Source organism: Cytobacillus sp. NJ13 (assembly GCA_030348385.1).
GTDB lineage: Bacteria > Bacillota > Bacilli > Bacillales > Cytobacillaceae > Cytobacillus.
Map to the genome: position 1 here is coordinate 3,658,738 of JAUCFP010000006.1, position 26,487 is coordinate 3,685,224.

The 26,487-nt window shown below is 44.3% G+C and carries 26 protein-coding genes and 1 pseudogene; 17 read left to right on the forward strand and 10 right to left on the reverse strand.

The window, feature by feature from the left end:
* Positions 1–5: 5 nt before the first annotated feature.
* From QUF73_18305 to ybaK, 5 genes are all read left to right on the forward strand, one after another.
* Positions 6–608, forward strand: a complete 603-nt coding sequence (locus tag QUF73_18305) for a hypothetical protein (GenBank protein MDM5228077.1) — start codon at positions 6–8, stop codon at positions 606–608.
* Between the two features lie 109 nt (positions 609–717).
* Complete coding sequence (locus tag QUF73_18310) at positions 718–1,629, forward strand: NAD(P)/FAD-dependent oxidoreductase (protein MDM5228078.1); 912 nt, start codon at positions 718–720, stop codon at positions 1,627–1,629.
* Between the two features lie 88 nt (positions 1,630–1,717).
* Entirely contained in the window at positions 1,718–2,179 is a 462-nt protein-coding gene (locus tag QUF73_18315; protein MDM5228079.1) for a hypothetical protein, read from the forward strand.
* 359 nt (positions 2,180–2,538) lie between these two features.
* On the forward strand, positions 2,539–4,200 hold the full coding sequence (locus QUF73_18320; protein ID MDM5228080.1) for an alpha-glucosidase: 1,662 nt from the start codon (positions 2,539–2,541) through the stop codon (positions 4,198–4,200).
* Between the two features lie 112 nt (positions 4,201–4,312).
* Positions 4,313–4,789: a Cys-tRNA(Pro) deacylase gene (gene ybaK, locus QUF73_18325; protein MDM5228081.1), complete on the forward strand. Its 477-nt coding sequence runs from the start codon at positions 4,313–4,315 to the stop codon at positions 4,787–4,789.
* Here ybaK and QUF73_18330 read toward each other — a convergent pair whose 3' ends face one another.
* Positions 4,790–5,005, reverse strand: coding sequence for a hypothetical protein (locus tag QUF73_18330; protein MDM5228082.1), 216 nt, complete (start codon positions 5,003–5,005; stop codon positions 4,790–4,792).
* Between the two features lie 59 nt (positions 5,006–5,064).
* Here QUF73_18330 and QUF73_18335 point away from each other — a divergent pair, with 59 nt between their 5' ends.
* Together QUF73_18335 and QUF73_18340 are read left to right on the forward strand one after the other, a co-directional pair.
* A complete protein-coding gene (locus QUF73_18335) occupies positions 5,065–6,174 on the forward strand; it encodes a PRK06851 family protein (GenBank protein MDM5228083.1) in 1,110 nt (369 codons plus the stop codon).
* A 17-nt stretch (positions 6,175–6,191) separates the two neighbouring features.
* On the forward strand, positions 6,192–6,638 hold the full coding sequence (locus tag QUF73_18340) for a hypothetical protein (protein ID MDM5228084.1): 447 nt from the start codon (positions 6,192–6,194) through the stop codon (positions 6,636–6,638).
* Between the two features lie 185 nt (positions 6,639–6,823).
* On the opposite strand, the gene QUF73_18345 is transcribed toward QUF73_18340, so the two are convergent.
* Positions 6,824–8,188, reverse strand: a complete 1,365-nt coding sequence (locus tag QUF73_18345; protein MDM5228085.1) for a YjiH family protein — start codon at positions 8,186–8,188, stop codon at positions 6,824–6,826.
* 184 nt (positions 8,189–8,372) lie between these two features.
* Between QUF73_18345 and QUF73_18350 the strand changes: the two genes are divergently transcribed.
* The 4 genes from QUF73_18350 (at position 8,373) to QUF73_18365 (ending at position 11,292) form a co-directional block, all read left to right on the forward strand.
* Positions 8,373–9,176 (forward strand): ABC-2 family transporter protein, encoded by an 804-nt coding sequence (locus QUF73_18350; GenBank protein MDM5228086.1) that lies wholly within the window; start codon positions 8,373–8,375, stop codon positions 9,174–9,176.
* A gap of 3 nt (positions 9,177–9,179) precedes the next feature.
* Entirely contained in the window at positions 9,180–9,986 is an 807-nt protein-coding gene (locus QUF73_18355; GenBank protein ID MDM5228087.1) for an ABC-2 family transporter protein, read from the forward strand.
* 21 nt (positions 9,987–10,007) lie between these two features.
* Positions 10,008–11,015, forward strand: coding sequence for an ATP-binding cassette domain-containing protein (locus tag QUF73_18360; GenBank protein MDM5228088.1), 1,008 nt, complete (start codon positions 10,008–10,010; stop codon positions 11,013–11,015).
* A 73-nt stretch (positions 11,016–11,088) separates the two neighbouring features.
* The gene (locus QUF73_18365) at positions 11,089–11,292 is read left to right on the forward strand and encodes a hypothetical protein (GenBank protein ID MDM5228089.1); all 204 of its coding nucleotides are present in this window, start codon (positions 11,089–11,091) and stop codon (positions 11,290–11,292) included.
* A gap of 191 nt (positions 11,293–11,483) precedes the next feature.
* Here the strand turns inward: QUF73_18365 and QUF73_18370 are convergent, their stop codons facing one another.
* Positions 11,484–12,803: a short-chain fatty acid transporter gene (locus tag QUF73_18370; protein ID MDM5228090.1), complete on the reverse strand. Its 1,320-nt coding sequence runs from the start codon at positions 12,801–12,803 to the stop codon at positions 11,484–11,486.
* A 143-nt stretch (positions 12,804–12,946) separates the two neighbouring features.
* Here QUF73_18370 and QUF73_18375 point away from each other — a divergent pair, with 143 nt between their 5' ends.
* The 4 genes and pseudogenes from QUF73_18375 to QUF73_18390 all read left to right on the forward strand — a co-directional run bounded on the left by QUF73_18375 (position 12,947) and on the right by QUF73_18390 (position 16,527).
* Positions 12,947–13,435: a GNAT family N-acetyltransferase gene (locus tag QUF73_18375; GenBank protein ID MDM5228091.1), complete on the forward strand. Its 489-nt coding sequence runs from the start codon at positions 12,947–12,949 to the stop codon at positions 13,433–13,435.
* A gap of 358 nt (positions 13,436–13,793) precedes the next feature.
* A pseudogene (locus QUF73_18380) lies at positions 13,794–14,456 on the forward strand (DNA alkylation repair protein).
* 103 nt (positions 14,457–14,559) lie between these two features.
* Positions 14,560–15,417, forward strand: coding sequence for an HAD family hydrolase (locus QUF73_18385; protein ID MDM5228092.1), 858 nt, complete (start codon positions 14,560–14,562; stop codon positions 15,415–15,417).
* A gap of 24 nt (positions 15,418–15,441) precedes the next feature.
* Positions 15,442–16,527: a sorbosone dehydrogenase family protein gene (locus QUF73_18390; GenBank protein MDM5228093.1), complete on the forward strand. Its 1,086-nt coding sequence runs from the start codon at positions 15,442–15,444 to the stop codon at positions 16,525–16,527.
* 25 nt (positions 16,528–16,552) lie between these two features.
* Here the strand turns inward: QUF73_18390 and QUF73_18395 are convergent, their stop codons facing one another.
* From QUF73_18395 to QUF73_18405, 3 genes are all read right to left on the reverse strand, one after another.
* Positions 16,553–17,203 carry a TetR/AcrR family transcriptional regulator gene (locus QUF73_18395; GenBank protein MDM5228094.1) on the reverse strand — a complete coding sequence of 217 codons (651 nt, stop codon included), beginning with the start codon at positions 17,201–17,203 and terminating at the stop codon, positions 16,553–16,555.
* A gap of 68 nt (positions 17,204–17,271) precedes the next feature.
* The gene (locus QUF73_18400) at positions 17,272–18,300 is read right to left on the reverse strand and encodes an ABC transporter permease (GenBank protein ID MDM5228095.1); all 1,029 of its coding nucleotides are present in this window, start codon (positions 18,298–18,300) and stop codon (positions 17,272–17,274) included.
* A 1-nt stretch (position 18,301) separates the two neighbouring features.
* Complete coding sequence (locus QUF73_18405; GenBank protein MDM5228096.1) at positions 18,302–19,021, reverse strand: ABC transporter ATP-binding protein; 720 nt, start codon at positions 19,019–19,021, stop codon at positions 18,302–18,304.
* 208 nt (positions 19,022–19,229) lie between these two features.
* Between QUF73_18405 and QUF73_18410 the strand changes: the two genes are divergently transcribed.
* Together QUF73_18410 and QUF73_18415 are read left to right on the forward strand one after the other, a co-directional pair.
* Positions 19,230–19,952, forward strand: coding sequence for a Crp/Fnr family transcriptional regulator (locus tag QUF73_18410; protein MDM5228097.1), 723 nt, complete (start codon positions 19,230–19,232; stop codon positions 19,950–19,952).
* Positions 19,953–20,160: 208 nt separating this feature from the next.
* Positions 20,161–20,595: an SRPBCC family protein gene (locus tag QUF73_18415; protein ID MDM5228098.1), complete on the forward strand. Its 435-nt coding sequence runs from the start codon at positions 20,161–20,163 to the stop codon at positions 20,593–20,595.
* A 157-nt stretch (positions 20,596–20,752) separates the two neighbouring features.
* On the opposite strand, the gene QUF73_18420 is transcribed toward QUF73_18415, so the two are convergent.
* The 4 genes from QUF73_18420 to pdxK form a co-directional block, all read right to left on the reverse strand.
* Positions 20,753–24,052, reverse strand: coding sequence for an alpha-amylase family glycosyl hydrolase (locus QUF73_18420; protein MDM5228099.1), 3,300 nt, complete (start codon positions 24,050–24,052; stop codon positions 20,753–20,755).
* A gap of 210 nt (positions 24,053–24,262) precedes the next feature.
* Positions 24,263–24,928, reverse strand: a complete 666-nt coding sequence (gene bshB2, locus QUF73_18425) for a bacillithiol biosynthesis deacetylase BshB2 (protein MDM5228100.1) — start codon at positions 24,926–24,928, stop codon at positions 24,263–24,265.
* A gap of 43 nt (positions 24,929–24,971) precedes the next feature.
* Complete coding sequence (locus tag QUF73_18430; GenBank protein ID MDM5228101.1) at positions 24,972–25,319, reverse strand: YojF family protein; 348 nt, start codon at positions 25,317–25,319, stop codon at positions 24,972–24,974.
* 224 nt (positions 25,320–25,543) lie between these two features.
* Entirely contained in the window at positions 25,544–26,371 is an 828-nt protein-coding gene (gene pdxK, locus QUF73_18435; GenBank protein MDM5228102.1) for a pyridoxine/pyridoxal/pyridoxamine kinase, read from the reverse strand.
* Positions 26,372–26,487: the final 116 nt, after the last annotated feature.

Consider the following 26,487-nt stretch of genomic DNA (forward strand, 5'->3'; position numbering starts at 1 on the left):
TTTTCATGAGTAAAGCTTCCTCTTCTGAAATTAAGAGAGGACAATCCATATCCTTTCGTGTACCATCTGACACTCCTGATCATATTCTGAAGCATCTGCAAAAGCTTAAGGAAACCGAAAAGCGGAATTTTTCGAGCAAAATGGCCGAATTTGTGATGCAGGGAGTCAGCAGTTCACAATCAAAAGACCGGGAAACCATTACCATTCCCCTTCCTAAGGGGTTAAGCAAAATACAGCGCGACTGGCTAAAGCATGAGCACTCAGAAGCATTGCTCGGCAGCATCCTATACCAGCTGATTACAGATCCGGTGCGGGCAACATCTCTGCTGGCTTCTTTAAACAGCCGGTCTTCTGATATTGATGAAGCTCTATATCTGCAGGAGGAGCCGAGACATTCGGTGAGTCAGTATGATTCCGCAGCTGCAGCTTTAGAAGAAGACGATCTATCTGAAGCTGATTTGACGGCTATTGAAGATGATTTGCTTGACTTTGATTGGGAAAAAGCCAAACAGGAACAGCAAGAGAACGCAGAAGGTGAAACTGAAGAGGAAAGCGAAGAAGACCTGGATACTCTTCTTGGCGGCTTTCTTGCACATATGAATAAATGAGTTTGGGGAGAGTTTCAGTGATGAAACTCTCCTTTTTTGTATTGGGAAGAGGGTTTTCTGGGTAATTTACAACTATAGCCTATCCTGGCACGAAAAGGAGGAATTTCAATTGAATTATGATTGCCTGATTGTTGGAGGAGGTATTGCGGGACTGCAGGCTGCCATTCAGCTGGGCAGATATAAACATAAGGTGCTGGTGCTTGATTCCAATGATGGGCGTTCCACGATATGTAAAAGCTATCATAATATCTTAGGTTATCCTGATGGTGTGAGCGGCCCTGAGCTCAGAGAGATTGGGAAAAAGCACGCGGAAAGCCTTGGAGTGGAGTTTGTTAATGAAAAAGTGGAGCAGGCAGGAAAGGGAGATGGAGGTTTTGTGGTTTCATCCCAAAGGGGCAATAAATATTCGGGCAAACGGATTTTGCTTGCAACGGGAATTATGGACCGGATGCCGTCCTTCCCTGAATTAATGCCTTGTCTCGGCATTTCTGTCTATGTCTGCCCTGACTGCGACGGATATGAGGTAAAGGATAAACGCACCATTGTGCTGGGCTCTGGAAATGCCGGCGCCAATATGGCATTAACATTGTCTTATTGGACAAATGATCTAGTTTTTATCAACCATGAGAAAAAGCCGGCAGATCAGAAATTACTGGAGAAAATGAAAGAAAAAAAGATTGAATACCTTGAAGAATCTATAGGTGAGATACTCGCAGAAGACGAAAAATTCAACGGTGTACAGCTAGAAAACGGAAAAAAAATCACAGGCGAAAAAGGATTTATCGCTTTTGGAGGAAACGAAGTAAAATCTGACCTGGCAAAGCAGCTCGGTGCAGAGCGCCTTGAAAACAAGCACATCCTGACAGATCCCCGCTCAAAAATGACAAGTGCCAAAAATGTTTGGGCAGCAGGCGATGTGGCAGCCCATTCTGAACAAGTAACCATTGCAATGGGGGAGGGTTCACAGGCTGCCATTTGGATCCATAAATCGCTTTTACAGGATAAAAATAAACCTAATTAGGTTTGAACATAAAATTAAAAGGGTATATATTGGTTTATTTCTGTACACTTTTCTCATATAATAGCCTATAAGCTATTAAAAGAGAAAGGTGTATGCATTGAAGAAAGAAAGCTTGGATCTAGTCGTTCGGGAGTTACTGGAGAAATCGGGGTGTCTGGCAGAGATTAAATTAGAGAATCATTTTCCGGGAAATCGTATAGCTGGTGGAAAGTACAGCATGGGAACACATACCGTAACCCTATATATAGAAGAGATTAAGAACCAATGCCAGCAGCTGTTTTCTTCTGCTGATCGTTTCTTGGACTATTTCACAGTTGTACTTGCTCATGAGCTTGGCCATGCTGAAGATGCAGAGCTGGAGGAATTGGCCAATCATCTTGATTCCTGCATAACAGAGCAGGAACGCTGCCTTACAGCATTGAAAATTGAGGAAAATGCATGGGCATTTGCTGAAAAACTGCTGCCGGATATGGATAAGGCCTTCATGCAGAAAATTATCTATCATTCGTTAAAACCATACCGGGAGCAGCTTCAAGTGGAGCCAGCCTGATAATATAGGAGAAAGCCGCAGACCAAAATGCTGCGGCTTCTATATTTTCACCAGATTTTATATCCTTGAATTTAGATAAAAGTCCAGCCTCACAAGGAAAGCTTCGACAGCAGCATCATCGCACGTCTATAAGCGTTAGCTTGCCTACCCCCTCGAGGTGTCGGGGATGGGCAAGGCGCTTCCGCTTTTCTTATTTGTCATGAAAAAGGGTATTGAAAAATCCAATTGTAAGCGTTACACTTACTGTAGTAGTATGCAAATGCTAAAAAGCAGGCAGCTTTTTTTTATACCGCTTAATGCAAACGTTTGCGCACCGCGATGATAGAAAAAGAAATTTTATATAAATTGAGGGTGTTAATATGAAGAAGGCTTGGTGGAAAGAAGCAGTAGGATATCAAATTTATCCCCGCAGTTTCCAGGACACAAACGGAGATGGAATTGGCGATCTTCAGGGAATCATTCAGCGGCTTGACTATATTAAAGGATTAGGGATAGATGTTATCTGGATTTGCCCAATGTACAAATCCCCTAATGATGATAATGGCTACGATATTTCAGATTATCAGGATATCATGGAGGATTTCGGTTCGATGGAGGATTTCAGCCAGCTAATGGATGAAGTACATAAGCGCGATATGAAGCTGATTCTTGATCTAGTGCTGAACCATACAAGTGACGAACATCAATGGTTTATCGAATCCCGTTCATCCAAGGAGAACCCGAAGCGGGACTGGTATATTTGGAGAGACGGAAAGAATGGCAAGGAACCGAATAACTGGGAAAGTATTTTCGGCGGATCAGCATGGGAATACGATGAGAAAACGGAACAGTATTACCTGCATGTTTTTTCAACCAAGCAGCCTGATTTAAACTGGGAGAATAAAGATGTCCGTGAGGCTTTATATGATACGGTGAACTGGTGGCTGGATAAGGGAATCGACGGTTTCCGGATTGATGCCATCAGCCATATCAAAAAGCGTGCTGGCCTGCCTGATATGCCGAACCCGAAGAAGCAAAAGTATGTTTCTTCCTTCGATATGCATATGAATCAGGAAGGCATTCATGAATTCTTAAAGGAATTTAAAGACCGCACATATGCGAACTATGATGTAATGACAGTGGGCGAAGCAAACGGAGTTACCGTGGATGAAGCCGATCTTTGGGTTGGTGAAGAACAGGGTAAAATGGATATGATTTTTCAATTTGAACACCTTGGCCTTTGGGATGCAGAAACCAATCCCGAGGTTGATATTGTCGAGTTGAAAAAAGTTCTTACCCGCTGGCAGAAAGGCCTGGAAGCTGATGGCTGGAACGCTTTATTTATCGAAAATCATGATAAGCCTCGTGTCGTTTCAACATGGGGAAATGATGAGGAATACTGGCACCAGAGCGCGACATCCATGGGTGCCATGTACTTCCTGATGCAGGGAACGCCATTCATTTATCAGGGACAGGAAATCGGCATGACCAATGTCCAATTCCCATCCATTGACGATTATGATGACGTAGCCGTGAAAAACCTGTACCGCCTTAAAAAAGAGGAAGGCATGTCCCATCAGGAAATCATGGATATCATCTGGGCCTCTTCCCGCGATAACAGCCGTACGCCTATGCAGTGGTCTTCCAGGGACAACGCTGGATTCACAACAGGACAGCCATGGATGAAGGTCAACCCGAACTATAAGGAAATCAATGTGGAAGTCCAATCGCAGGACCAGGAATCCATCCTTTCGTTCTATAAAAAAATGATTCGATTGAAAAAAGAAAATGAAGTCTTCACCTATGGCCAATACGATCTGCTTCTTGAAGAAGATAAGCAAATCTATGCCTATACCCGTACCTCAGTTGATGACAAGGTAGTCGTCATTACGAATCTTTCAACAGAGGAAGCATCTTTTGAAGCTGAATTTAAGCTTTCTAATAATCAGCTTTTATTGAATAACTACCCGGTTGAAACGCATGAAGATACGGATTCAATTACGCTTAAGCCTTATGAAGCCCGTGTTTATCGATTGAAATAAGTTTTGTTAGCAGGATTCCTATTAGGAGTCCTGCTTTTTATTAAGTCTGATTCTTTTTGAAATCACCCCAAAGTGCTAAAATGAGAAAAGTAACCAATGGAGGCGGCAGGCAATGGCGAAGGGTAAAACAAATGCGATGCGTATGCTGGATGCTCAGAAAATGGATTACGGACTGATTACATATGACAATCAGGACGGTAAAATCGATGGGGTTTCAGTTGCAGCGAAGATTGGCAAAGATCCTGAAGCTGTCTATAAAACCTTAGTTGCTCAAGGCCACAGCAAGCAGATCTATGTTTTTATCATTCCGGTGGCAGAAGAGCTTGATTTGAAAAAAGCCGCTAAAGCAGCCGGCGAAAAGAAAGTGGAAATGATTCCGGTCAAAGATATCCAGAAGCTGACCGGCTACATACGCGGCGGCTGCTCCCCGGTCGGAATGAAAAAGCAGTATCCCTCTTTCATTGATGCAAAGGCATCGGAACTGGATCTGATGATTGTCAGCGGAGGTAAAATCGGCATGCAGATGGAGCTCAAAGCGGAAGACTTGCAGAAGGCAATCGGAGCTAAACTGGCAGATTTAATTAAATAATTAAAGAAAGAGTGCTGAATCACCATGATTCGGCACTCTTTTTTTACGAAAAAAGTATAAAATTTTGAACGTCAATAATTGTCTAGCTCCAGCGCCTACCTCTTCGAGGTCACAAGCCAATCCTCCCAAAAAGGCAAAGAACGCCTTTCCGGGAGGCTCGTCTTGTGCTTGCCGGGGGTGGGCAAGGCGCTTCCGCTTTTCTAAATAGGCTTTCACCCATCCTGCTCCCTTTGCATATTGTAAGGTGAAAATGCATTTCGAAAGGAAGTGTAAGAGTGGCTGGGAAAATATTAAAATACTTCGCCGGCGGGAATACAGCCCGGGGGTTCCACAATTTATTCGAATCGAACCTGCAGGGGCTTGATCGCTTATTCATTTTAAAAGGCGGCCCAGGAACAGGCAAATCATCCCTGATGAAAGCAATCGGAGCGGAACTATCCGAAAAAGGCTATGACCTTGAATACATTTATTGCTCTTCTGACAGTCAATCAATCGATGGTGTGATCATTCCTTCTTTAAAAGCAGGCATTGTCGACGGAACAGCGCCGCATGTGATTGAACCGAAAGCACCCGGAGCTGTCGAAGAATATATTAATCTCGGAGAAGCTTGGGATTCAAGGGCGTTAGCTGCGAAAAGAGAAGAAATCACTTTACTGTCTGGTCAGATCAGCAATTCCTTTGCTGCGGCTTACGACACATTTGCCGAAGCATTGAGAATCCATGATGAATGGGAAAAAATCTATATAGAAAATATGAATTTCCAGAAGGCGGATGAATTGACGAAGAAGCTGATCTCCGCCTTCTATGGAAATACAAAATTGAATAAGACTCCATCTGTGAAACACCGTTATTTAGGGGCAGCCACTCCGATCGGAGCGGTGGATTTTGTGCCGAATCTTACGGAGGATATTCAAAAAAGGTACTTCATTAAAGGGCGTCCGGGTTCCGGGAAGTCAACGATGCTGAAAAAGCTGGCAGCAGAAGCTGAAAACCGCGGATTTGATATTGAAATCTATCATTGCGGGTTTGATCCTCACAGCCTGGACATGATCATTGTACGCGAACTGGGCCTCGCTATCTTCGACAGCACGGCACCGCATGAGTATTTTCCGAATCGTGATGGGGATGAAATCGTCGACATGTATGAAATTACGATCAATTCGGGCACAGATGAAATCTTTGCTGAACAGCTAAAGGATATCAGCACCCGTTATAAAAATAAAATGACTGAAGCCATATCCTATCTGGCACGTGCAAAAACCCAGCGGGACACGCTGGAAAACATCTATGTAAGCGCCATGGACTTTACAGTGGTTGACCGGATTAAAGACAAGGTCCGCACTGAGCTGCTGCTGATTTCAGAGAAAGTCTCAATACGGGAATAGAGAGGAGAACACAAACAATGGATTATACAAATTATCCGTTTTATCCATTTATGAATGACCAGAATGAACATGGACGCATTTTTCCTGGCGGAGGATTCAACATGCCGGGATTTCCGCCAGGAGGAGGATTCGGACCACCGGGACCGCCACCTGGAGGACCGGGCGGCGGATTTGGGCCTCCAGGTGGTGGAGGAGGTCCCGGAGGACAGGATGGACCGCCATCAGGGCCTCCTCCGAGCTTTACACCACAGATGCAGCAGGCAACCACATTTGCTGTTGACCCCGGCGCCATAAGAGGCTGCTTATTTCGCTATACGTATGTATGGCTGCAAAACGGAAGGAGCTTCTGGTTCTACCCGACCTTTGTCGGCAGGACGTCTGTAGCCGGCTGGCGCTGGAGAAACTGGCGCTGGACGTATTATGGAACAGACTTAAGAAGAATTCGTTCTTTCCAATGTTTTTAAAATAAAGAGCTAATAAAAAGAGGTATCCTGCTTCAGGATACCTCTTTTATCTGTAGAATCAGCGCTTGTTACACTGATTTAGCAGCCGCTGCAGCTTGCAAATTTTTAAATATCGGTCAGTAAAGCAAGTTTATCGGTCACTTCCAGTCATATCAGCTTTTCAGCATTAACCAGATGGAAACCAATTAGAAAAGAATATGGGCAGCCAGCACAATCACCGGCAAAGTAATAAGCGTTCTTTGGATAAAGATAATAATCAGATCCCATAATGTTACGGGGATTTTAGAGCCAAGCAGAAGCCCGCCCACCTCAGACATATAAATCAGCTGGGTAACAGATACTGCAGCCACAACAAATCGTGTCATTTCGCTTTCGATGCTTGCCCCGATAACAGATGGCAGGAACATATCGGCGAACCCGACAACAAGCGTCTCTGAAGCTGCTTTTGCTTCAGGCACCTGCATCAATTCAAGCAATGGAATGAACGGCATTCCTAAATAAGTGAAAACAGGAGTATACTCGGCAATAATTAGAGCCAAAGTTCCCAATGCCATGACAATCGGGGCTACACCCATCCACATATCCAGAATGTTTTTGGCGCCATCCTGGAAGAAGGCTTTCAGGCTTTGATTGGTGTGCGCTTTTTCCAGAGCCTGCTTAAGTCCCCAGCTGAAAGGAGTGTGTCCTTCAGGAATGCTTTCATCCAGCTCGTTTTCCTGGCCGTTATAGTACGTATCAGGCTTTCTGGACAGGGGCCAGATTCTGGGGCTGATAATGGCGCAAATGAATCCCGCTGCTGTGATGGTAAGGTAAAAAGGCACAAACATATGGCCAAGATTCACCTGTGAAATAACAACAAGGCTGAAGGTTATGGATACAACTGAAAACGTTGTGCCAATAATGGCGGCTTCCCTTTTCGTATAATAGCCTTCTTCATACTGTTTGCTGGTCAGAAGAACACCAATGGTTCCGTCACCCAGCCAGGAAGCTACACAGTCAATCGATGACCGCCCGGGAAGCTTGAATACCGGGCGCATGATTTTCGTTAAAAGCGCACCAAAGAATTCAAGCAATCCGAAGTTCAATAGCAAAGGCAGGAACAGCCCGGCAAATAAAAAGACTGAAAACAGAATTGGCAGAAGGTCATTTAAGAGCAATCCTCCTGTGTTTTCAGACCAGATCTGTTCAGGACCGATTTGAAAAAGGGTAATAACAGCAAAAACAGCGCCTATAAATCTCGCTGCAGCCCAGATATAGGGAACGTCAAATAAGTTCTTGAAAAAAGGGCTTTTTTCGATAAAAGCAGGCTTAGCGAATTTTGCCAGCAATGTACCCAATAGTGTAATGACAATAATAAAGGTCATGATTTCAGGAAGATAGTCTGCGAGCAGGTTTTGGATCCAGCCTGAAAAAATGGCTATGGGAATGGTAATATCCCCTTGATATTTGATCGGAACCATGAATAAGCTGATTCCAATTAATGACGGTATGAGAAATTTTATTAGATCTGTAGAAGAATGCTTCTTTCTTGATGCATCAATCAATATCATTCACCTTTTCCTTATATTTATAAACCACATGTTATTTTAATTCATAATCCCTGAAAAAGCCAACTCTTTCTCTTAAATTCCACTGTTTCCCTTCTTTTTAAACTTCTAAAACAAACTTATTTTTATGCTCCCATATTATGTTAAAATATGAAATAATCAAAAAAATCAAAAAGCAGGTGTGCGGATGTTCAGGTTTCGGTTATATTGGACCTTCACAAAGAAGGCCTTTCTTCGATCAGCCGTTTATCGATTTGATGTATGGTCGCGGCTTGGCTCAAATTTTATATTTCTGCTGATGTGGGGTTCGATTTGGACTGCTTTATATGCCGGGAGGGAAGAAGCTGGCGGCGTCAGTTTTGAGTCCATGCTGACGTATATTGTGGTCAGCCAATTTTTATCTGGAGTAAATGGGGCGGGCACCCCGCTGTGGGAAATCCAGGAGAAGGTCCGGACAGGAGATATTTCCCTGGAATTAATGAGGCCGTTTGATGTGCCGCTCCGCTATCTTTTTGCCGATTTTGGAAGTGTGGCCTTTTACATACTGACAGCGCTGCTCCCTTTATATACAGTCATGTTCATTTTTATGGATTTGACATTGCCTTCAGCCTGGGAGACTTGGGCTTTGTTCATCGTATCCGCTTTTATTGGATTCCTGATTCGCTATTGCATTGAAATGTCTTTTGGGCTGCTTTCCTTTTTTCTAGTTGAAACGGGCGGCATTGTAGATGTCTTTTACTTTGCCATGTCCCTTCTTTCAGGATCAGTCATTCCGCTGTGGTTTTTTCCGGGCTGGCTGGAAAAGATGGCGCTTTACTTGCCATTTCAGGGAATCTATTACATACCTAACGCGATTTTTATAGGCAAAATCTCTGGAAATCAGATCCTGCTTTCCCTGGGTGTTCAATTATTTTGGGCGGCAGCCAGTTATCTGCTATTAAGGTTTGTCTGGAATCGCGCATCCCAAAAAGTAGTGGTGCAGGGGGGATAGAGTATGGGTGTTCTAAAATATTTCGATTTGTACTTTAAGCTCATCTCCGCAGGAGTAAGGGCTCAGCTGCAGTACCGGTTTGCCTTTGTCATGAGGATTGTCGGGCTCATTACATCCTATACAGGCACTGCTGTCACGATGTGGATCATGCTTTATCAGTTTCAGGAACTGGGCTCATGGACCTTTTATGAAATGCTGTTTCTATTTGCTGTCGCTGTTCTATCCTGGGGATTCTGCATCATTCTCTTTTTTCATTTCAGGGGGTTGGACACCTACATTTTAAACGGCACATTTGACCGCTTTCTTGTCAGGCCGATCAATCCATTTTTTCATTTCATGGCGATGAAGTTTGATGTGGCCTCATTTGGGCAGTTCATCTTCAGTGTCGGCATTTTTATTTGGGTCAGCTTTGAGCTGCACCTGGATTGGACAATCGGGAAAAGTTTGTTTCTGCTGTTATCTGTGGTTGGGGGCATCCTCATCCAGGGAGGTCTGCTTGTCATGATTTCTGCCCTCGCATTCTGGACGACGAAATCGGAGCAATTTTACTGGGTGGCCATGTTTCCTGCCCGAAATCTGACCAATTATCCTTTGGTCATTTATCCGAAAGCAGTGCAATGGTTTACAGCCTTTGTCGTTCCATTCGGCTTTGTGAACTATTTTCCCGCTGCCGTGCTTCTGGAAAAGGAAACGCCATTTTTCCCGGAGAATATCGGGTATTTTTCGCCGCTTGTCGGCATCGTCTTTTTTGCCATAGCCTATTATATTTGGATGCTGGGTTTAAAGAGATATAAGAGTACAGGTTCATGACATCGTTTAGGAGGGCTGGAATTGCCGATTATAGAGGTTGAACATCTAATGAAGGACTTTATGATTGCCAAGAGGGAGACAGGCTTCCTTGGCGCTGTAAAGAGCCTTGTAAAAAGAGAGCATATTAAGAAGGAAGCAGTGAAAGATATCAGCTTTTCGATCGGAGAAGGGGAAATGGTCGGCTATATCGGACCGAATGGCGCCGGAAAGTCCACCACCATCAAAATGCTGACGGGCATTCTTGTCCCCAGCTCAGGATGTGTGAAGGTAAACGGAATCATTCCCTATGAAAACAGGCAGGAAAATGCCAGGAATATCGGAGTGGTTTTCGGCCAGAGAACACAGCTTTGGTGGGATCTGCCTACCATTGAATCGTTTGAGCTGCTGAAGGAAATCTACCAGGTTTCGGATAAACGGTATAAAGAAAACATGGGCACCTTTACAGAGATTTTGGGACTCGATGAATTCCTGAACACGCCGGTCCGGCAGCTGTCGCTTGGGCAAAGGATGAGGGCTGATATTGCCGCATCCCTGCTGCATGACCCGCCAATCCTATTTCTTGATGAACCGACGATTGGCCTGGATGTCGTCGCCAAAGAGAAGATGAGGACCTTTATTAAAGAAATTAATAATGAGCGCAAAATTACCGTCATATTAACCACACATGATATGGAGGATATCGAAAAACTCTGTGAGCGGATGATTCTCATTGACCATGGGCAAAAGGTTTACGACGGGGAAATCGCAGTGGTAAAAGAGCGTTTTGGCAAAACGAGAACACTCATCGTTGACCTGGAGGAATCATCACACAGCCTCCAGCTTAAGGGTGGAGAGGTGTTTAAAGAAGAAGCAAGCCGCTGCTGGATCCGATTTAACCGGGATGAAGTGTCAGCCTCGGAATTAATTGCCCAAATTACTGAAACGCATAATATCAAAGATCTGACAGTGGAAGAGCCTGCAATCGAATCGATCATCAGCCGCATTTATCAGGAGGGCTATCAGGAGCTGCCTGAAACGGTCAAAGTATAAGTTGCAGCTCCAGAAAAAAATAGGCTCGGCTGATATGTCAATATTTTCTGAAAAATTGATATAATATATAGAGGTGATCAAATTGATTCTATATTTGCTGGGCTTTTGTGCAGTATTGCTGGGAGCAGGAATGTTTGTGGACTGGTGGCATAAAAGGCATGGAATTGACGATTTTGACCCTGAGGAAAATGAAAAGCATGTATCTGAGTCAGAGAGAGCCTACATCGAGTCTTATATGCATAACATGAAAAATGATCATCATAATGGGATGTCATAAGAAAAGCGGAAGCTCCTTGCCCACCCCTCACATCTCGAGGGGGGCAGGCGCTCCTCCTAGAAGCTAACGTTTTTAGTCGTGCGATGTAAATGCGGTCGATGCGTTCCTTGTGGAGCTATACAGCTATCTAAATTCAGAATATATATTATCTCATAAGAAAAGGAGCATGGCGGGTGCCATGCTCTTTACCTTTAGAATATTAAAAAACCTATTGAAATAATCACGCCGCTGACCAGCAGAGTCAGAACGCAGAATCCCATGATGTCTTTTGCCTTTAATCCTGCAATGGCGAGTGCCGGCAGCGCCCAGAAAGGCTGGATTAAGTTGGTCCAGGCATCACCCCATGCAACCGCCATCGCTGTTTTAGGAATGGAAGCTCCCATTGACTGAGCCGCTTCAAGCATAATCGGAGCCTGGACAGCCCACTGGCCACCTCCGGAAGGAACAAAAAAGTTCACAAGCCCCGCGCTTAAAAACGTGAAGAAATGGAATGTGTAATCATTCGAAATGCTTACAAACGCTTCGGACATAACCGCCGCCAGCCCTGAGGCGGTCATCATGCCCATGATGCCGGCATAAAACGGAAACTGAATAATGATGCCGCTTGCCCCTTTTACCGCATTCAGGACGGCCTCAAGGAACTGTTTAGGCGTTCCATGGAAAAGGATGCCCAGGAACAGGAATAAGAAATTCACGATATCAAGGTTCAGGTTAAACCCCTTTGTAGCGAAATAATAAAATAAGAATACAAGCCCAAGGATCCCGGCCAGAAATGAGATGATGCGGCTGTTTTCCAGGCGTTCGGCAGGTGTCATCGCCCCTTTTTCAAGTGAAGCTGCCTGGATGTCTTCTTGAAGAAGAGCAGGATCGACCACAATGGTCTCCTCTTTCGACGGCATCATAAAGCGGTTTACAAAAGGCAAAACCAATAATAGTGCGACGACAATAAAAATATTGAAGCCGGCAAAAATGGTCTGGTCAGTAGAGATGACGCCAATCATATCTTCTGAAAAGTGTCCAGGTGTAGCAATGGTCAATGGAATCGAACCGGAAATTCCCCCGTGCCAGACAACGAAACCTGAGTAAGCGCTTGCAATCAACAGGCGATAATCCACATTTTTTACTTTTTTGGCAAGCTCTTTAGCAAATAAGGCGCCGATCACGAGACCGAATCCCCAGTTAATTAAGCTTGCAATCATTGATACGAATGACACAATAAGGATGGCCTGTCCGGGTGACTTGGCTAATGATGCCATTGCACCTAACCCTTTTTTAAAGATCGTGCTGCTGGCCAATACATGACCTGTGACTAAAACCAGCACCATCTGCATGGAAAAAGTCAAGAGGCCCCAAAACCCATTTCCCCAATGCTGAACCATTTGGTAAGGTCCATTATCTGTGAAAATCAAACCTAATCCAAACACAACGAAGGTTAGGATAATGACAAATAAAAATGGATCAGGCAAATACCGCTGCATGATGCGGTTAAAGAAAGATACCAGTACTTTCATGATGCAACCCCCAATTTTAATTATTAACCTACTTAATATTTTCTGTAAAATTCTATCTATTCCTTCTTTTCTGACAAAATTCTTGTCTAAAATGCTTCTGCCACTTAAATTAGGAGAGAAAACATCGAAAGGAGACTGGAGATATGGACGTTAAAATAGTGAAAGCTGAATGGAAAGACCGGGATATTGTAAGAAACATGTATGCTTTCTATCTGCACGATTTAACAAAATACACTGATGCATTGGAAGCAAATGAAGAAGGCACATTCGAATTTGACGCCTTTTCATTAATCTGGGACAAAGAAGGCATAGAACCTTACCTCATTAAAGCTGATGGCAAACTGGCAGGATTCCTGCTGCTTCTGCGTGCTCCCTTTTTAAAAAAAGCAGATTACTGCATCAATGACTTTTTCCTGTATAACTCATTCAGGGGGAAAAAAGTGGGGCAAGCTGCTATTGATCTATTATTTAGCGAATATAAGGGCACCTACTATATAGAGCAGTTAAAACGAAATGAGCCTGCTGTCCGCTTTTGGAAAAAGGTGTATCGCTATTATCAGTTTGATGTTGACGAGACCTCGAGAATGGAAGATGGAGAAGAATGTGTGGGGCAGCTGGTGAAAGTGGAATGATAAATTAACTGGACCCGGTGCTTCTCTGAGAGTTTGAACCGGGTGCTTCTTCGGATAGGTTAAGTGGAGATCTAGAAGGGCGAGTCCGAACCCGGCACTCATTCGGACAGAAAAAGGAGAAATCGAAGAGTCAGAGTCCGAACCCGGCACTCATTCGGACAGAAAAGGAAAAAATCGAAGAGTCAGAGTCCGAACCCGGTGCTCATTCGAACAGAAAAAGGAGAAATCGAAGAGCCAGAGTCCGAACCCGGCACTCATTCGGACATAAAAAGGAGAAATTGAAGAGTCAGAGTCCGAACCCGGCACTCATTCGGACAGAAAAACATAACCCCAAATTGATGCAAAAAGGAGAGTTGGTATGGATATTCGTTTATTAATAGAGCTTTTTGAAAAAAACAAAGATGCAGAAAAAGCAACCCCCATGCAAAACTATTTGAAAAACCACTTTCCTTTCCTGGGAATTAAGGCACCTGAAAGAATAGCCCTTTTAAAAGAATTCTTCAAAAAGACAGGCCTGCTGAAGCAGGAATTTAATCCGGATTTTGTGGAAGCCTTATGGGACATGGAGGAGCGTGAATACCAGGCTGCCGCCCTCGATTACATTGCAAAATTCACCAGGAAACTGGACAAAAGCCATCTGGCATTAGTCGAAAAGCTGATCACAACAAAGTCCTGGTGGGATACCGTTGACATGTTGGCCACCCATGCAGTGGGCTCCATTGCGGCCAAAAATCCGGAAGTGATCCCTGAAAAAATAGAGGGATGGGCAACCAGTGAAAACATGTGGCTGCGCAGGACCTCCATCCTCTTTCAGCTAAAATACAAAACCCGCACAGATGAAGACCTGCTATACTGCTACATCCTGCTAAACAATGACAGCAAAGAATTCTTCATTCAAAAAGCCATTGGCTGGGCGCTCAGGGAATACTCAAAAACAAATCCTGAGTAAGTTAAAAGATTTATTGAATCAAACACACTTGCCAGGCTAAGCATTAGGGAAGGGAGTAAGTATATTGGTTAGATTCTTATGAGGAAGAGCAATTATTTAAAATAACCCAAAGAACATGATAGAATGGCAAATAAGTTTTTCAGTAAAAATACTACAGCCAGAAGGTGAAATTTAAATGATCAAATGCATTGCCAGTGATATGGACGGAACGCTATTAACCGCCACACAGAAAATCACGCCTGAAAATATCGAAGCCATTAAAACAGCACAGGAAAAAGGAGTCGAAGTAGTCATCGCAACCGGGCGCTCCTACTTCGAAGCAAGCTTCGTCCTCGATGAAGCCGGCATCTCCTGCCCGATTATTTGCGCAAATGGAGCAGAAGTAAGGGCTGCAGATGGAAAAGTCGTATCCTCCAACCCGCTCGAAAAGGACCTGGCTAAAAAAGCCGCCTATATCCTTGTGCAGAACAACGTTTATTTCGAGGTATACACAAACCAGGGTACATATACCATTGATGAAGACCGCGGCGTTTCCATCATTGTCGACATCTTTTTAAGCGGAAATCCTGAAGCGGATATTGATGAAGTGACAAAAGCTGCAGAAGAACGCTTTACAAAAGGGCTGGTGCGAAAAGTGAACAGCTATGACGAGCTTTTCAATAGTGACGAGCACCAAATATACAAGCTGCTGGCCTTCTCCTTCGAACCCGATTTTCTCGTATCCGCTAAAGAAGACTTGCTTAAGCTTGAAGGCATGGCCGTAAGTTCATCAGGGGATGAGAACCTGGAGCTGACAAGTGTGAACGCCCAAAAGGGGATTGCCCTTGAAGCTTTTGTAAAAGAAAAAGGCATTTCACTTCTGGAAACAATGGCAATTGGCGATAATTATAATGATTTGTCTATGTTCAAACGCGCAGGAAGATCCGTTGCCATGGGCAATGCCGATGACATCATTAAAGCACAATGTGATGCGGTGACCTCTGCAAATGAAGACAGCGGTGTAGCCAAGGCAATCCGGGAAGTCCTGAAGTAAAATTTCAAGGGGGATGAAAGCTGGATGAATAAGGTGTTAGGTGCAGGGTTGCTGGTTTTTGGTCTGCTGGCTGGATGCTCAAGTACCGGCGGGAATAATAGCGGGAAACAAGCAGAGGATCAGGAGGCCAGCCTTCCTGCCGGTCAAGAGCCGGAAATACTGGCAGATGAGCTTGATATTCCCTGGTCCATTGCCAAAACAGGCGAAACCTTTTACATGACGGAAAGACAGGGTAGCATTGTAAAAGTAGAGGATGGCAAGAAAGAACGTCAAAAGGTTGAACTTACGAAAAAGCTTTCTACTGCTTCCGAAGCTGGCTTGCTTGGATTTGTGCTGGCACCTGATTTTTCACAATCAAACGAAGCATATGCCTATTACACCTATGAAAACACCACCGGCCAGTTTAACCGCATTGTGATCCTCAAGCTTCTAAATGGAACTTGGAAAGAGGAGAATATATTACTCGATAAAATCCCAAGCGGGCAGTTTCACCACGGAGGCCGTCTTGAAATTGGCCCTGACGGGAAGCTTTATGCTACGGCCGGCGATGCTGCGGCCGACCCGGAAATTGCCCAGGATGTGAATTCACTGGGAGGCAAAATACTAAGAATGAATCTGGATGGCAGCGTACCGGAGGACAATCCTTTCAGCGGATCCTATGTTTATAGCTACGGACACCGCAATCCGCAGGGGCTGGCATGGGCTGAGGATGGGACTTTATATGAAAGTGAGCACGGCCCATCGGCCAATGATGAAATCAATAAAATCCTTCCCGGAAAAAATTACGGGTGGCCCGTTATAAGAGGGACCGAAAAGAAGGAAGGCATGGAATCACCGCTGTTTACCTCCGGTGATGACGAAACCTGGGCTCCTTCCGGGATGGCCTACCATGGCGGGAAGCTTTACACCGCAGCCTTAAGGGGCAGTGCGGTTCTTGAGTTTGACCTGGAAACAAAGAATGTCAGGAAAATTGTTTCTGACTTAGGCAGAATCCGGGACATTTTTATTGAAGGCGATGTGCTATATTTTATCAGCAACAATACGGACGGACGCGGCAATCCGCTTGATAAGGATGACAAACTCTATCAAATTCCGCTTTCGGATATATAAAAAAGCCTGGCAGCTGTGCCAGGCTTTAGTCTTTAGCTGAAAGTCCATGCATGATGAATTGAATGGTCAGATCGATTTCCTTTTCATCATCCCAGTCGGCTTCAGGCAATATTAAATATCTCGCGATTAAAAAGCCAAATATCGATGTAAAGGTCATTCTGACTACACTATAGGCTGGGATACCAATAATCTGGCCTTTTTTCTGATAAAATTCAGCCAAATTAACAAAGCGTTCGAATACTTTAATCGCAATATGCTCTTTAAACTGTTCCTTGAGTTCAGGGTGAAACGGAATTTCCTGAATCAGGATCCTAATAAGAGGCATATTGTTTTTCAGAAACGCTATACGGTTTTCCATCATGGCTCTTAAAAAATCTTCAAAGCGTTCGTATTTATGATCAATTACTTTGTACAGATCCTTGATGACAAAGGGAGCAATCAGCTTTGCCATCATTGGGGAAACAATCCCCATCAGCAAATCCTTTTTCGTTTTATAATGCCTAAAGATGGTTCCTTCTGCTACTCCTGCCTTCTTGGCAATTTCGCTTGTCGAGGTGGCTGCATAGCCTTTCTCGGAAAACGATTCAATCGCAGCCATGATAATTTTCTTCTGTTTCTCCGTAAGACCTTCTTCTTCCTGAAATAACTCTTCTAAAATGGAATCCTGCTCTGGCATGGTAAACTCCTTTATACGTACAAAATCTATGCCTTTATTATAAAGGAATGAAAATGCAAAAAGAAATTTTAAATTTTCCGGTACCGTCTTAGAGCAGCGATATTCAGAATCATAAAGAGCAGGGAGAAAGCGAGCAGCATAAGCAGATCTTTATAAATCATTTCCCATCCAAAGCCTCTCACCATTACATTTCTTAATGCTTCAGCCGCGTAATACAAAGGCGTAAAAGGGCCGATCCAGCTTAGCCACTCTGATATGGTCTCCAGATTGAATAACCCCGAGAAAAAGATCTGGGGAACCACAATAAGCGGTATAAATTGAATCATCTGCAGCTCATTATTGGCAAACGAAGACAGCAGGATTCCCAGAGTCAATGCTGTCAGCGAAAGAAGCAGTGTGATGAGAAGAACAAAGCCGAAAGATCCTTCCATCAGCATGCCAAGCACATAGATTGCATACCAGGCGATGATGGCAGCCTGGATCATGGTGAAAATCCCAAATCCCATGATATATCCCGCAACGATTTCCCATCTCCGAAGCGGACTGGTCAAGAGCCGCTCAAGTGTACCGGTTGTTCTTTCTCTCAAAAAGGAAACACCGGCAATCAGGAATACAAAGAAAAAGACAAAGAATCCCAGCAGCACCGGGCCGAAATAATCAAACTGCCCCATGTCGTCCGATCCGAATAAATAATCGATCTGTATCTCCTGATTCCCGCCATTTTGCTGTATAGGCTTCAGTGCATCCTGAACCCATTTCATCACAGCTCCGTTTACACTTGGATCGCTTCCTTCCAAAACCACTGTTGGCGGCATCTGATTAAACACCAGATACGCATCCAGCTTCTTGTCTGATAAGTCAATTTCCGCCAGCTTCTCCGTTTCATAGTGTTTGAGTTTGGCATCTTCCAGGTTAAGCTGAGTTTCCAATTTTTCAGGGATATCAACAAGGCCAATTTCAGGCGTATATTCATCTCCGTTAAACACAAGGTGAAGCATAGTCAGGACCAGGATAGGGGCGAAGATCAATAGAGCCATCGTCCGTTTATCTCTTACAATCTGGCGGAGTATCCGTATAACAAGGGCCATAATCCTCATATTAAGCACCTCCATATGCCAGGAAGGCATCTTCAATATTGGCAGAGCTGGTTTGCGACATTAATTCTTTCGGTGTTCCAGCTGCAATGAGCTGTCCGTCTCTAATCATGCCCAGCCTGTCGCACTTTCCCGCTTCATCCATGACATGAGTCGTCACCAGGATGGTCGTGCCATTCTCCTTCAGGCTTTTAAAAGATTCCCAGATGTTTTTTCTGAGGACAGGATCGATTCCTACAGTAGGTTCATCCAGGATGAGAAGACCAGGACTATGCAGAAGAGAAATGGCAAGGGAAAGTCTTCTTTTCATACCCCCAGAATAATCGGAAACCAGCTTGCCGAGATGGTCAGTTAACGAAACAATTTCCATTACCTCATTCATCCGCTGCTTTTTTTCTTTTCCTTTTAATCCATACAGTGCTGCAAAAAAATCAAGATTTTCCTTTGCTGTTAAGTCGGTGTATAGGGCGTCGGATTGTGCCATATAGCCAATTCGTTTGATTATGTCCAGCTGGGGCATTTTTTCGCTGAAAATAAAGTTGCTCCCCTGTGTTGGCACCTCCAGTCCTGCCAGCTGTTTAACAAGCGTGGTCTTGCCGGCTCCAGATGGGCCGAGCAGGCCAAAGATTTCGCCCTCGTAAATCTCAAGGCTAATGTCTTTAAGAACCTGGTGATTTCCGTAGATTTTGGATACAGTTTGAATGGAAACAATCGGATTTTTCATCGGTCCACTCCTTTTTAGTAAAAAGTGAGTAATCACTCACATAAATCATAATCGAAGTACAGCCTGTTTGTAAAGTGAGTAATCACTCATTTTTAAATCTGCAAAACGAATTTTAAGCATGAGCAGGCTTTTGTGAGTTAAGTCACTTCTTCCTAAACTCATGTCAGCTAAAATATTTCTAATAGAATTGTAAAAGCGGGGGATGGGAATGGAATATGAAAAGCAGGATCATAGGCCGTTAATCGATGAATTTTTAGGCAAGATTGAAATTTTTAAAGAACTCCCCAGTGAATCCATACAGCTGATCGATAAACGAATTATTAAGAAAGCTTATTTAAAAGGCGAAAGAATTATGTCTGAATATGAAGTCGCCAAAGGAGTTTACTTTGTTCATTCCGGCATTGTGAAGCTGACGAAACAGGATGAAGATGGCAACGAACTGATTGTATGCATTAAGAAAAAAGGCGAGATTTTTGCAGAAGCCAACCTTTTTAACCAGACGGGCCAAACCTATCCTGCGACGGGTACAATGGTGCAGGATGGTGAAATCTACTTTCTGAACACGGATGATCTGGAACAGGAGCTCTTGTATTCACCGGAAATGGCTGTTCAGATTATCCGCTATATGAGTGAATCGCTGCGTGATATGACCTCCATTCTGAGGGACATCGCCCTGCTTGATGTTTACACGAAAACAGTCCGGACACTGGAAAGGCTCGCGGAAAAATTCGGCGCCAACCACTGCAACCGGATGCATCTTGAGCTTCCTATAACCGTCCAGGAATTCTCCACCCTTGTCGGAACATCCCGGGAAAGTGTCAGCCGGGTTTTTTCCAGACTGAAAAAAGAAGGAATCATCGAAATTACAGGCAGAAAAATCGTCATTGTGGACTGGTGCAAATTTTGCTCCCTTTACCATCAGAGGCTGTAAGGGGCTGTTTTTATTCGAGAACGGTCTAGCTCCACAAGGAACGCTTCGACAGCATCATCATTACAGGACTAAAAGCATTAGCTTTTAGGAGGAGCGCCTACCCCCTCGAGGTATCGGGGGTGGGCAAGGCGCTTATGCTTTTCTTAGTCAGTCCTGTTCTTTTGTTATATAATAGATTCATAGACTCTATTACTCTGAGGTGCAAAGCATGGCTGATTTTCGTTCCAGTGAGATTATCAATAAACCTGTACATGAAGTATTTGATTATATGATTAAGATGGAAAATGTCCCTGAACTCATGCCGTTTGTAGTGAAAGTGGAAAAACAGACCGAGGGCGAAATCGGAAAAGGAACAAAGTTCATCGAAACCCGTATGGTCAGAGGGAAAAAGATCAGTGCAGACATTGAAATCATTGATTTTGAACAAGACAGAACCTATACCACCCGCAGCAATGCCAATGGACTGATAACAGAATATAAATATGATTTTCATGAAATAGAAGAAGGAACGCAGGTGGAGATGGAAGCAAACGTCAAAACCAGCGGCCTTGTCGCCAAATTAACGAAGCGTTTCATCGTGAATATTGTGAAGCGGGAAGACGGAAGCCAGCTTCAGTACTTGAAGGAAATGATGGAGAAATAATAAAGCGCAGGGCGCCTGATGACCCCGAGGGGGAGGCGATCTTCGTAAAAGCTAACGCTTTTAATTGTGCGATGATTAAGCAGTCGAAGCGTTCCTTGTGAAGCTATAGTTAGACAGTAAAGCAGGGGAGCCTCTCAAGTGAGCAGGCCCCCTGTTTTTATTTATTTTTCTTTTCATCCATTACCAGAATGACCGTACCGCCGACATTTCTGCCAGGCAGCTTGACTTTAATCTGCTGAGTTTTGTCCACTGAATATTTCTTTCCGGTGTATTGGTCAATGACCTTGCTGCCGGCTGCAAATGGGACTTTTACGGTTACTTTCTTTTTATCCGTCATAGTGTTTATGCCGACAACAACATTTGTGCCCTTATAGGAGCGGTTAAAGAACAGATATCCATCAGCGTCACTGCCTGCCAGCTTTTCGCGTGTTCCTTTTGAAAATACTTCTGAGTAATCTTTCCGGATGTTAAGCAGCTTCCGGTAGTGCTTGTGCATGTCATTTCCGATTAGGGACCAGTCAAAGTCATAGCGGTTTTCGTTAAATTCTCCTTTATCCATATCTCCTGCATGCTTGCCGGAAAGGCCGATTTCTTCCCCATAATAGATAACTGGCTGTCCCTTTGCCGTTATTTGGAGGGAAGAGGCGATTTTCATTTTGCCCCAATCATTGCCCGCACTTGTGATCAGGAAGCCGTCTTCATCATGGCTGCTTAAAAATTGCCCAAGAGTTGCCGTATTTGTGAGCTTATCATTTCGCTCCTGTAATTTTGCTTCAGCTGCATCAATACTGCCGTTAATGAAACCAGCAGCGGTATGCTTAAAGTCAAAATCGAGAATGGAATCCATTTCCCCGCTGTTCAAGAAGTCCCCATGCTCTTCTGCGTGGCCGCCGTAATATTCCCCGATCATTTTAAAGTCAGGCTTGATTTCAGTCAGTGCATTTTTAAAGGCTTTCCAAGTTGTGTGTTCCACGTGCTTAACGGTATCCACCCTGAAGTAGTCAATCGTATCTCCGCGGTCTGTCCTTGCTTTTTCAAGCCAGTCAGTCTGCCATTCAATGATTTGTCTGCGGACCTCTTCTTCCTCAGTCTTAAAGTCAGGCAATCCGGCCAGCTCGCCGCGGATAGTATCGGTTCCTCCATCGCGGAGCATGCCGGCAAAGCGATCGCGGTCAGCATCAGCAGGGAAGTTGGGAATTCCAAGCCCAATGGATGGATCGTTTTCCTTCAACCCGTATCCGGTATGGTTCAGTACCACGTCCACCATCACTTTTATGCCGCGGTCATGTGCTTTTTCCAAAAGTTCCTGGAATGTTTGGATATCCCCAAGATGTTCATCCAATTTTGTAAAATCTTTTGCCCAGTAGCCATGATAGCCATATTGGCTTCCATCTTTATCATGGCGCAGATCCCAATTGATGTTGTCGACGATTGGAGTAATCCAGATCGTGTTGATGCCCAGGTCCTCGAGATAATCCAGTTTTTCGATCACTCCCCGGAAATCCCCTCCATGGTAGGTTTCAAGATGGGACGTATCATATTTTGAATGGTTTGGATCATCATTAGCAGAATCTCCATTGTTGAAGCGGTCTGTCAGCATAAAGTAAATGCGTGCCTCATCCCAGTCAAAATCATCCTTTTTACCGCTGAAGGTACGGGTTTTGACTTCAACGGAAGCTTCTCCCGCATGAAAATTCCCATATTCATCAATCACTGTGATCGGCAGCTTCTTAATGCCCGCCGTTACAAATTGATCAATGGATATGGTGTGTGCATTTAAAGCCGGGTCAATACTGACTTTGCTGCTTCCGCCGATAGCAGATAGGTCAGCGAAAGCTTCTTTAATAGATACTTCAGGATCTGAAAGAATCGTTTCAATGGATAAAACAGCATTTTCATTGTAGGAAACTTTATTTGGACTTACCTCAGCTTTGATTTCCGCAGTCGGGTTTTTGTAGGTGATGGATGACTTCTCATTAAAAGGGTCTGTCAATTCAGAGGTTTCTCCATCTCTAGTAACAAGGAAAGAGTACTCGTATGTGCCTTCTTCCAATTCTTCAATCGTTATAAAGAAACGTTCTTCCTTAGGGGAGTACTGCATATCATAAATCCGTCCATCCAATTTTGCCTGCACCTTTTCAATCGAATCCATTTCTCCCTGTTTGAACAGCTCCGGATCTCTATAATAAAGAGTAAGACTGCCATTGTTTAGGACAGGTCCCTTAATGGAAGGGACCTGATAGAATTCACCCTGGCCGCTTTTTACAACAACCTTGATGTATTTGTCATTCCCAGTTTTAATATAGCGGTCGGAACCGTATGGATCCTTATGATCCCATCCTGTTCCTTTGCGAAGCACAAAGCCCATTTGCTCAGTTTGCTGGCCAATTTCAATCAAAGCAACAGCCCCCTTGTCATTGACTTCGGAAAAATCTGCTTGCCCATCCTTTATGCCAGTCTGCCAGGTCCAAATGTTCCAGCCTTCATAATCGTGATTGTCTCTTACATACGTAACCTCGATAAAACGACGGTTATCTTCTGTGTTCCGATCGTCAAATTCCTCTTTTGAGTAATAAACGGTTTGATCGCCCTCAGCGAGCCAAACTTCTGCCTCATTTTGGCCTTCAGGCATGGTAATGGTTCTGGCAGCATCCTGAGTATCCCAGTTTCCAGGCCGGGGAATGACATGGATTTTACTTGAAGGAACAGAAATCTTAGCTTGGGCAAACTCTTCTGTCCGGTTTGTAAATGGATAAGCCTGGCCGTTTTTTCCCTCCTCCCATGCCCATAGATCCCAATTAAATTGCTCTCCGTCTCCGCGCCAGTAGTTTATTGTATAGCTATTCATCTGCCCGATGATCCTGATGCTATGCTCTAAAGTATATCCATTGTATTCGCCAATGACGGCAACGCTTCCTGCTTCAGCAGAATCAGAGATTTCCAGCTGATTATTTTTCAGCTCAATGCCATCTGCCTCTGTTTTTAATTTCCAGGACGCCTGCACATCTTCAATGGTGCCATTGCTATGTACTAGTTTGGCAGAAAGAGACATCACGGTGCCTTTTACAGCTTCTGCAGGCATTTCAGTCGTTAATCCGCTAATAGCAAGTAAGCTGTTTCCATTAGCAGTCCTGCTGTTTGCCGGATCGGTAATCCAATTGCTGTCATCCAGTATATATTTATATTCATAGACTCCAGGTGATAAATGAATAGTCTTTGACCAAATATTGTTTTCGCCTTTCGTCATTGCTAAAGCACTATCTTGCCAATCGGTAAAACTGCCGGCAACGCGAACCTGCTGAGCTTCCCCCTGATAGGAAAAAGTAACTTGACTCCCGTCCACGACAGGGCTTTCAACTGTGCTTGCAGAGGATAATAGCGGGTGAGTTCCCGTGAATAAACTGAGAATCAAGCTTAGGAGCATTATCCAGATACCGGCTTTTTTTACTTTGTCCATAAAGTTCCCTCCCTTAAATTGGTTGTGCTATAGTGTGCAATGGGGTGGAGTGCAATCGATTGCACAAAAGAGTATATGGAAGCGTTTGCAAACCCTTAAGGAAATTCTAACATCATGAGGGGGAAAGCTCATGGGTGGAAAGTAGGTAATATTCAGAAAATAACAACATAAAAAAAGCCGCTCTGATAACAGAGGCGGCATGCTCTACCTTTAGAATTTATAGGTCCAAAAACGCTCTTTATACATTCTGGCCAATACTTCAGGCTCTTGCTTTTTGATGCTTTCTTCCATATTCGCTGCCATCAGCTGTGTCTGTGAGGCATGTGCCTTGATCGCTGCAACTTTCCGGTCTGCAACCGCACTGACGTCATTGACAACATCGGCCTGGCCGATTTCTTCCTCACAGTTATTGGAGAATGCGACACAGTGAACCTTCGGACGCTTGTCAGCAGGCAGCTCTTTTACCGCACGGATCACAGCGGCGCCTGTTGCGTCATGGTCCGGGTGCACAGCGTATCCCGGATAGAACGTGATGATGAGGGAAGGGTTTGTCTCACCGATGATGACTCCGAGTCTGTTCGCGAGCTTATCTTCATCTTCAAATTCAACGGTTTTATCCCGATACCCCAGCATTCTTAAGTCCTGGATGCCCAGAACCCTGGCTGCTTCCTCCAGCTCTTCTTTGCGGATTTTCGGCAGAGTTTCCCTGGTGGCAAAAGGGGGATTTCCCATATTGCGCCCCATTTCTCCAAGGGTCAGGCATGCGTAGGTGACAGGTGTGCCGTTATCGATATGTAAGGAAATCGTTCCTGAAACGCCAAATGCTTCATCGTCCGGATGAGGGAAGATGACAAGTACATGTCTTTCCTTTTCCATCATGGTCTTGCTCCTTTCCATTTGATGTCTTCTGAGCCCCTATTTATTCAAAAGGAGTTTCACTAATTTGCAGGGCGACTGCAAGCTTGCCGCTGAAATCGTGGCCGGCTAAAAGGAGCCTGTCTTCTTCATCGACTTCAAAGTGGGTAATTCCTTCAGCATACACCCAGCCAAAATTCATTTTCAATCCAACCCGGTAAGGGCCTTTTCCTGTGATTTTTCCATGTTCATAAACCAATTTGGCATTGCGGATATAGGCGCCTGAAGAAAAGAAGCTTTCATCAAAATGGGAAGCATACGCCCCATTCGTTGTTTCCAGATGAATAAAGACCTCTTTATTGGCAAGGCGGTCAATTTCTTTTTGCACGTGTTCTTTCACTGCTGGTTCCACTCTATAGTCCCCCTTCCGTTTTATCTTCATTTATTCGTCTAAGACGGCATTTATATGTTTATCTTACTAAAAAAAGGAATGAAAAGCGAAAAAGTAATCTCAGCGAGGACCGCCAAATAGATATAACCGCGAAAAAATCAATATATCCGCTAAATCCCCGTTTTATCTGCGAAACCCTCCCATGCAAAAAAACAGAGCCCCAACCGGACTCTGTTACATCATTCTTATTCTGATTCAACACGGCCTTCGCCGTATTTGCGGTATGCACCAGGCATCGTAGGGCCAACATATTCATTTAGCTTGAAGCCATGATTGATGGCTGCAGTGATGAAGTCCTTCGCTGTCTGAACTGCTTCTTTAACAGGCTTGCCCTTTGCAATTTCCGCTGTGATCGCAGAAGAATAAGTGCATCCTGCGCCATGGGTGTAAGTCGTTTCAACTCGTTCGCTTTCATAAAGAGTGAACTCTTTTCCATCATACAGAAGGTCGACTGCTTTTTCATGCTGCAGCTTGCTGCCGCCCTTGATTAATACGTACTTCGCGCCAAGCTCATGAATTTTAACAGCCGCTTCCTTCATGTCTTCAACTGTTTTTATAGGACCGGTTTTAGCCAGCTGCCATGCTTCAAATAAGTTAGGTGTTACCACTGTTGCAAGCGGTACAAGCAAATCTCTTAATGCTTCGTTCAATTCAGGGTGGATTGGTTCATCTTCACCTTTGCAGACCATAACCGGGTCGATCACAACATGATCCAGGCTGTTTTCTTTAATGGTCTTTGCGGCAATTTTAATCACTTCTTCAGAACCTAGCATGCCTGTTTTCATCGCGTCGATTCCTGTAGAAATAATCGTTTCGATCTGTGTTTCCAGAATGTCTGTAGAAATCGGGAATACATTGTGGCTCCAGTTATTTTTAGGATCCATCGTCACGATTGTAGTCAGAGCAGTCATGCCGTAAACGCCAAGCTCCTGGAATGTTTTAAGGTCTGCCTGGATGCCTGCGCCGCCGCTCGTATCTGAACCGGCAATGGTCATTACTTTTTTCATCGTCATATTCATAATTCCTCCTTGAAGTACTGCTGGATATCTTTTTCTAATTATAACAATAATTGAAAAGGGTAAAAACTACAACGGACTGCGTTTGCGCAGACATTCTCAAGAGCGGAATA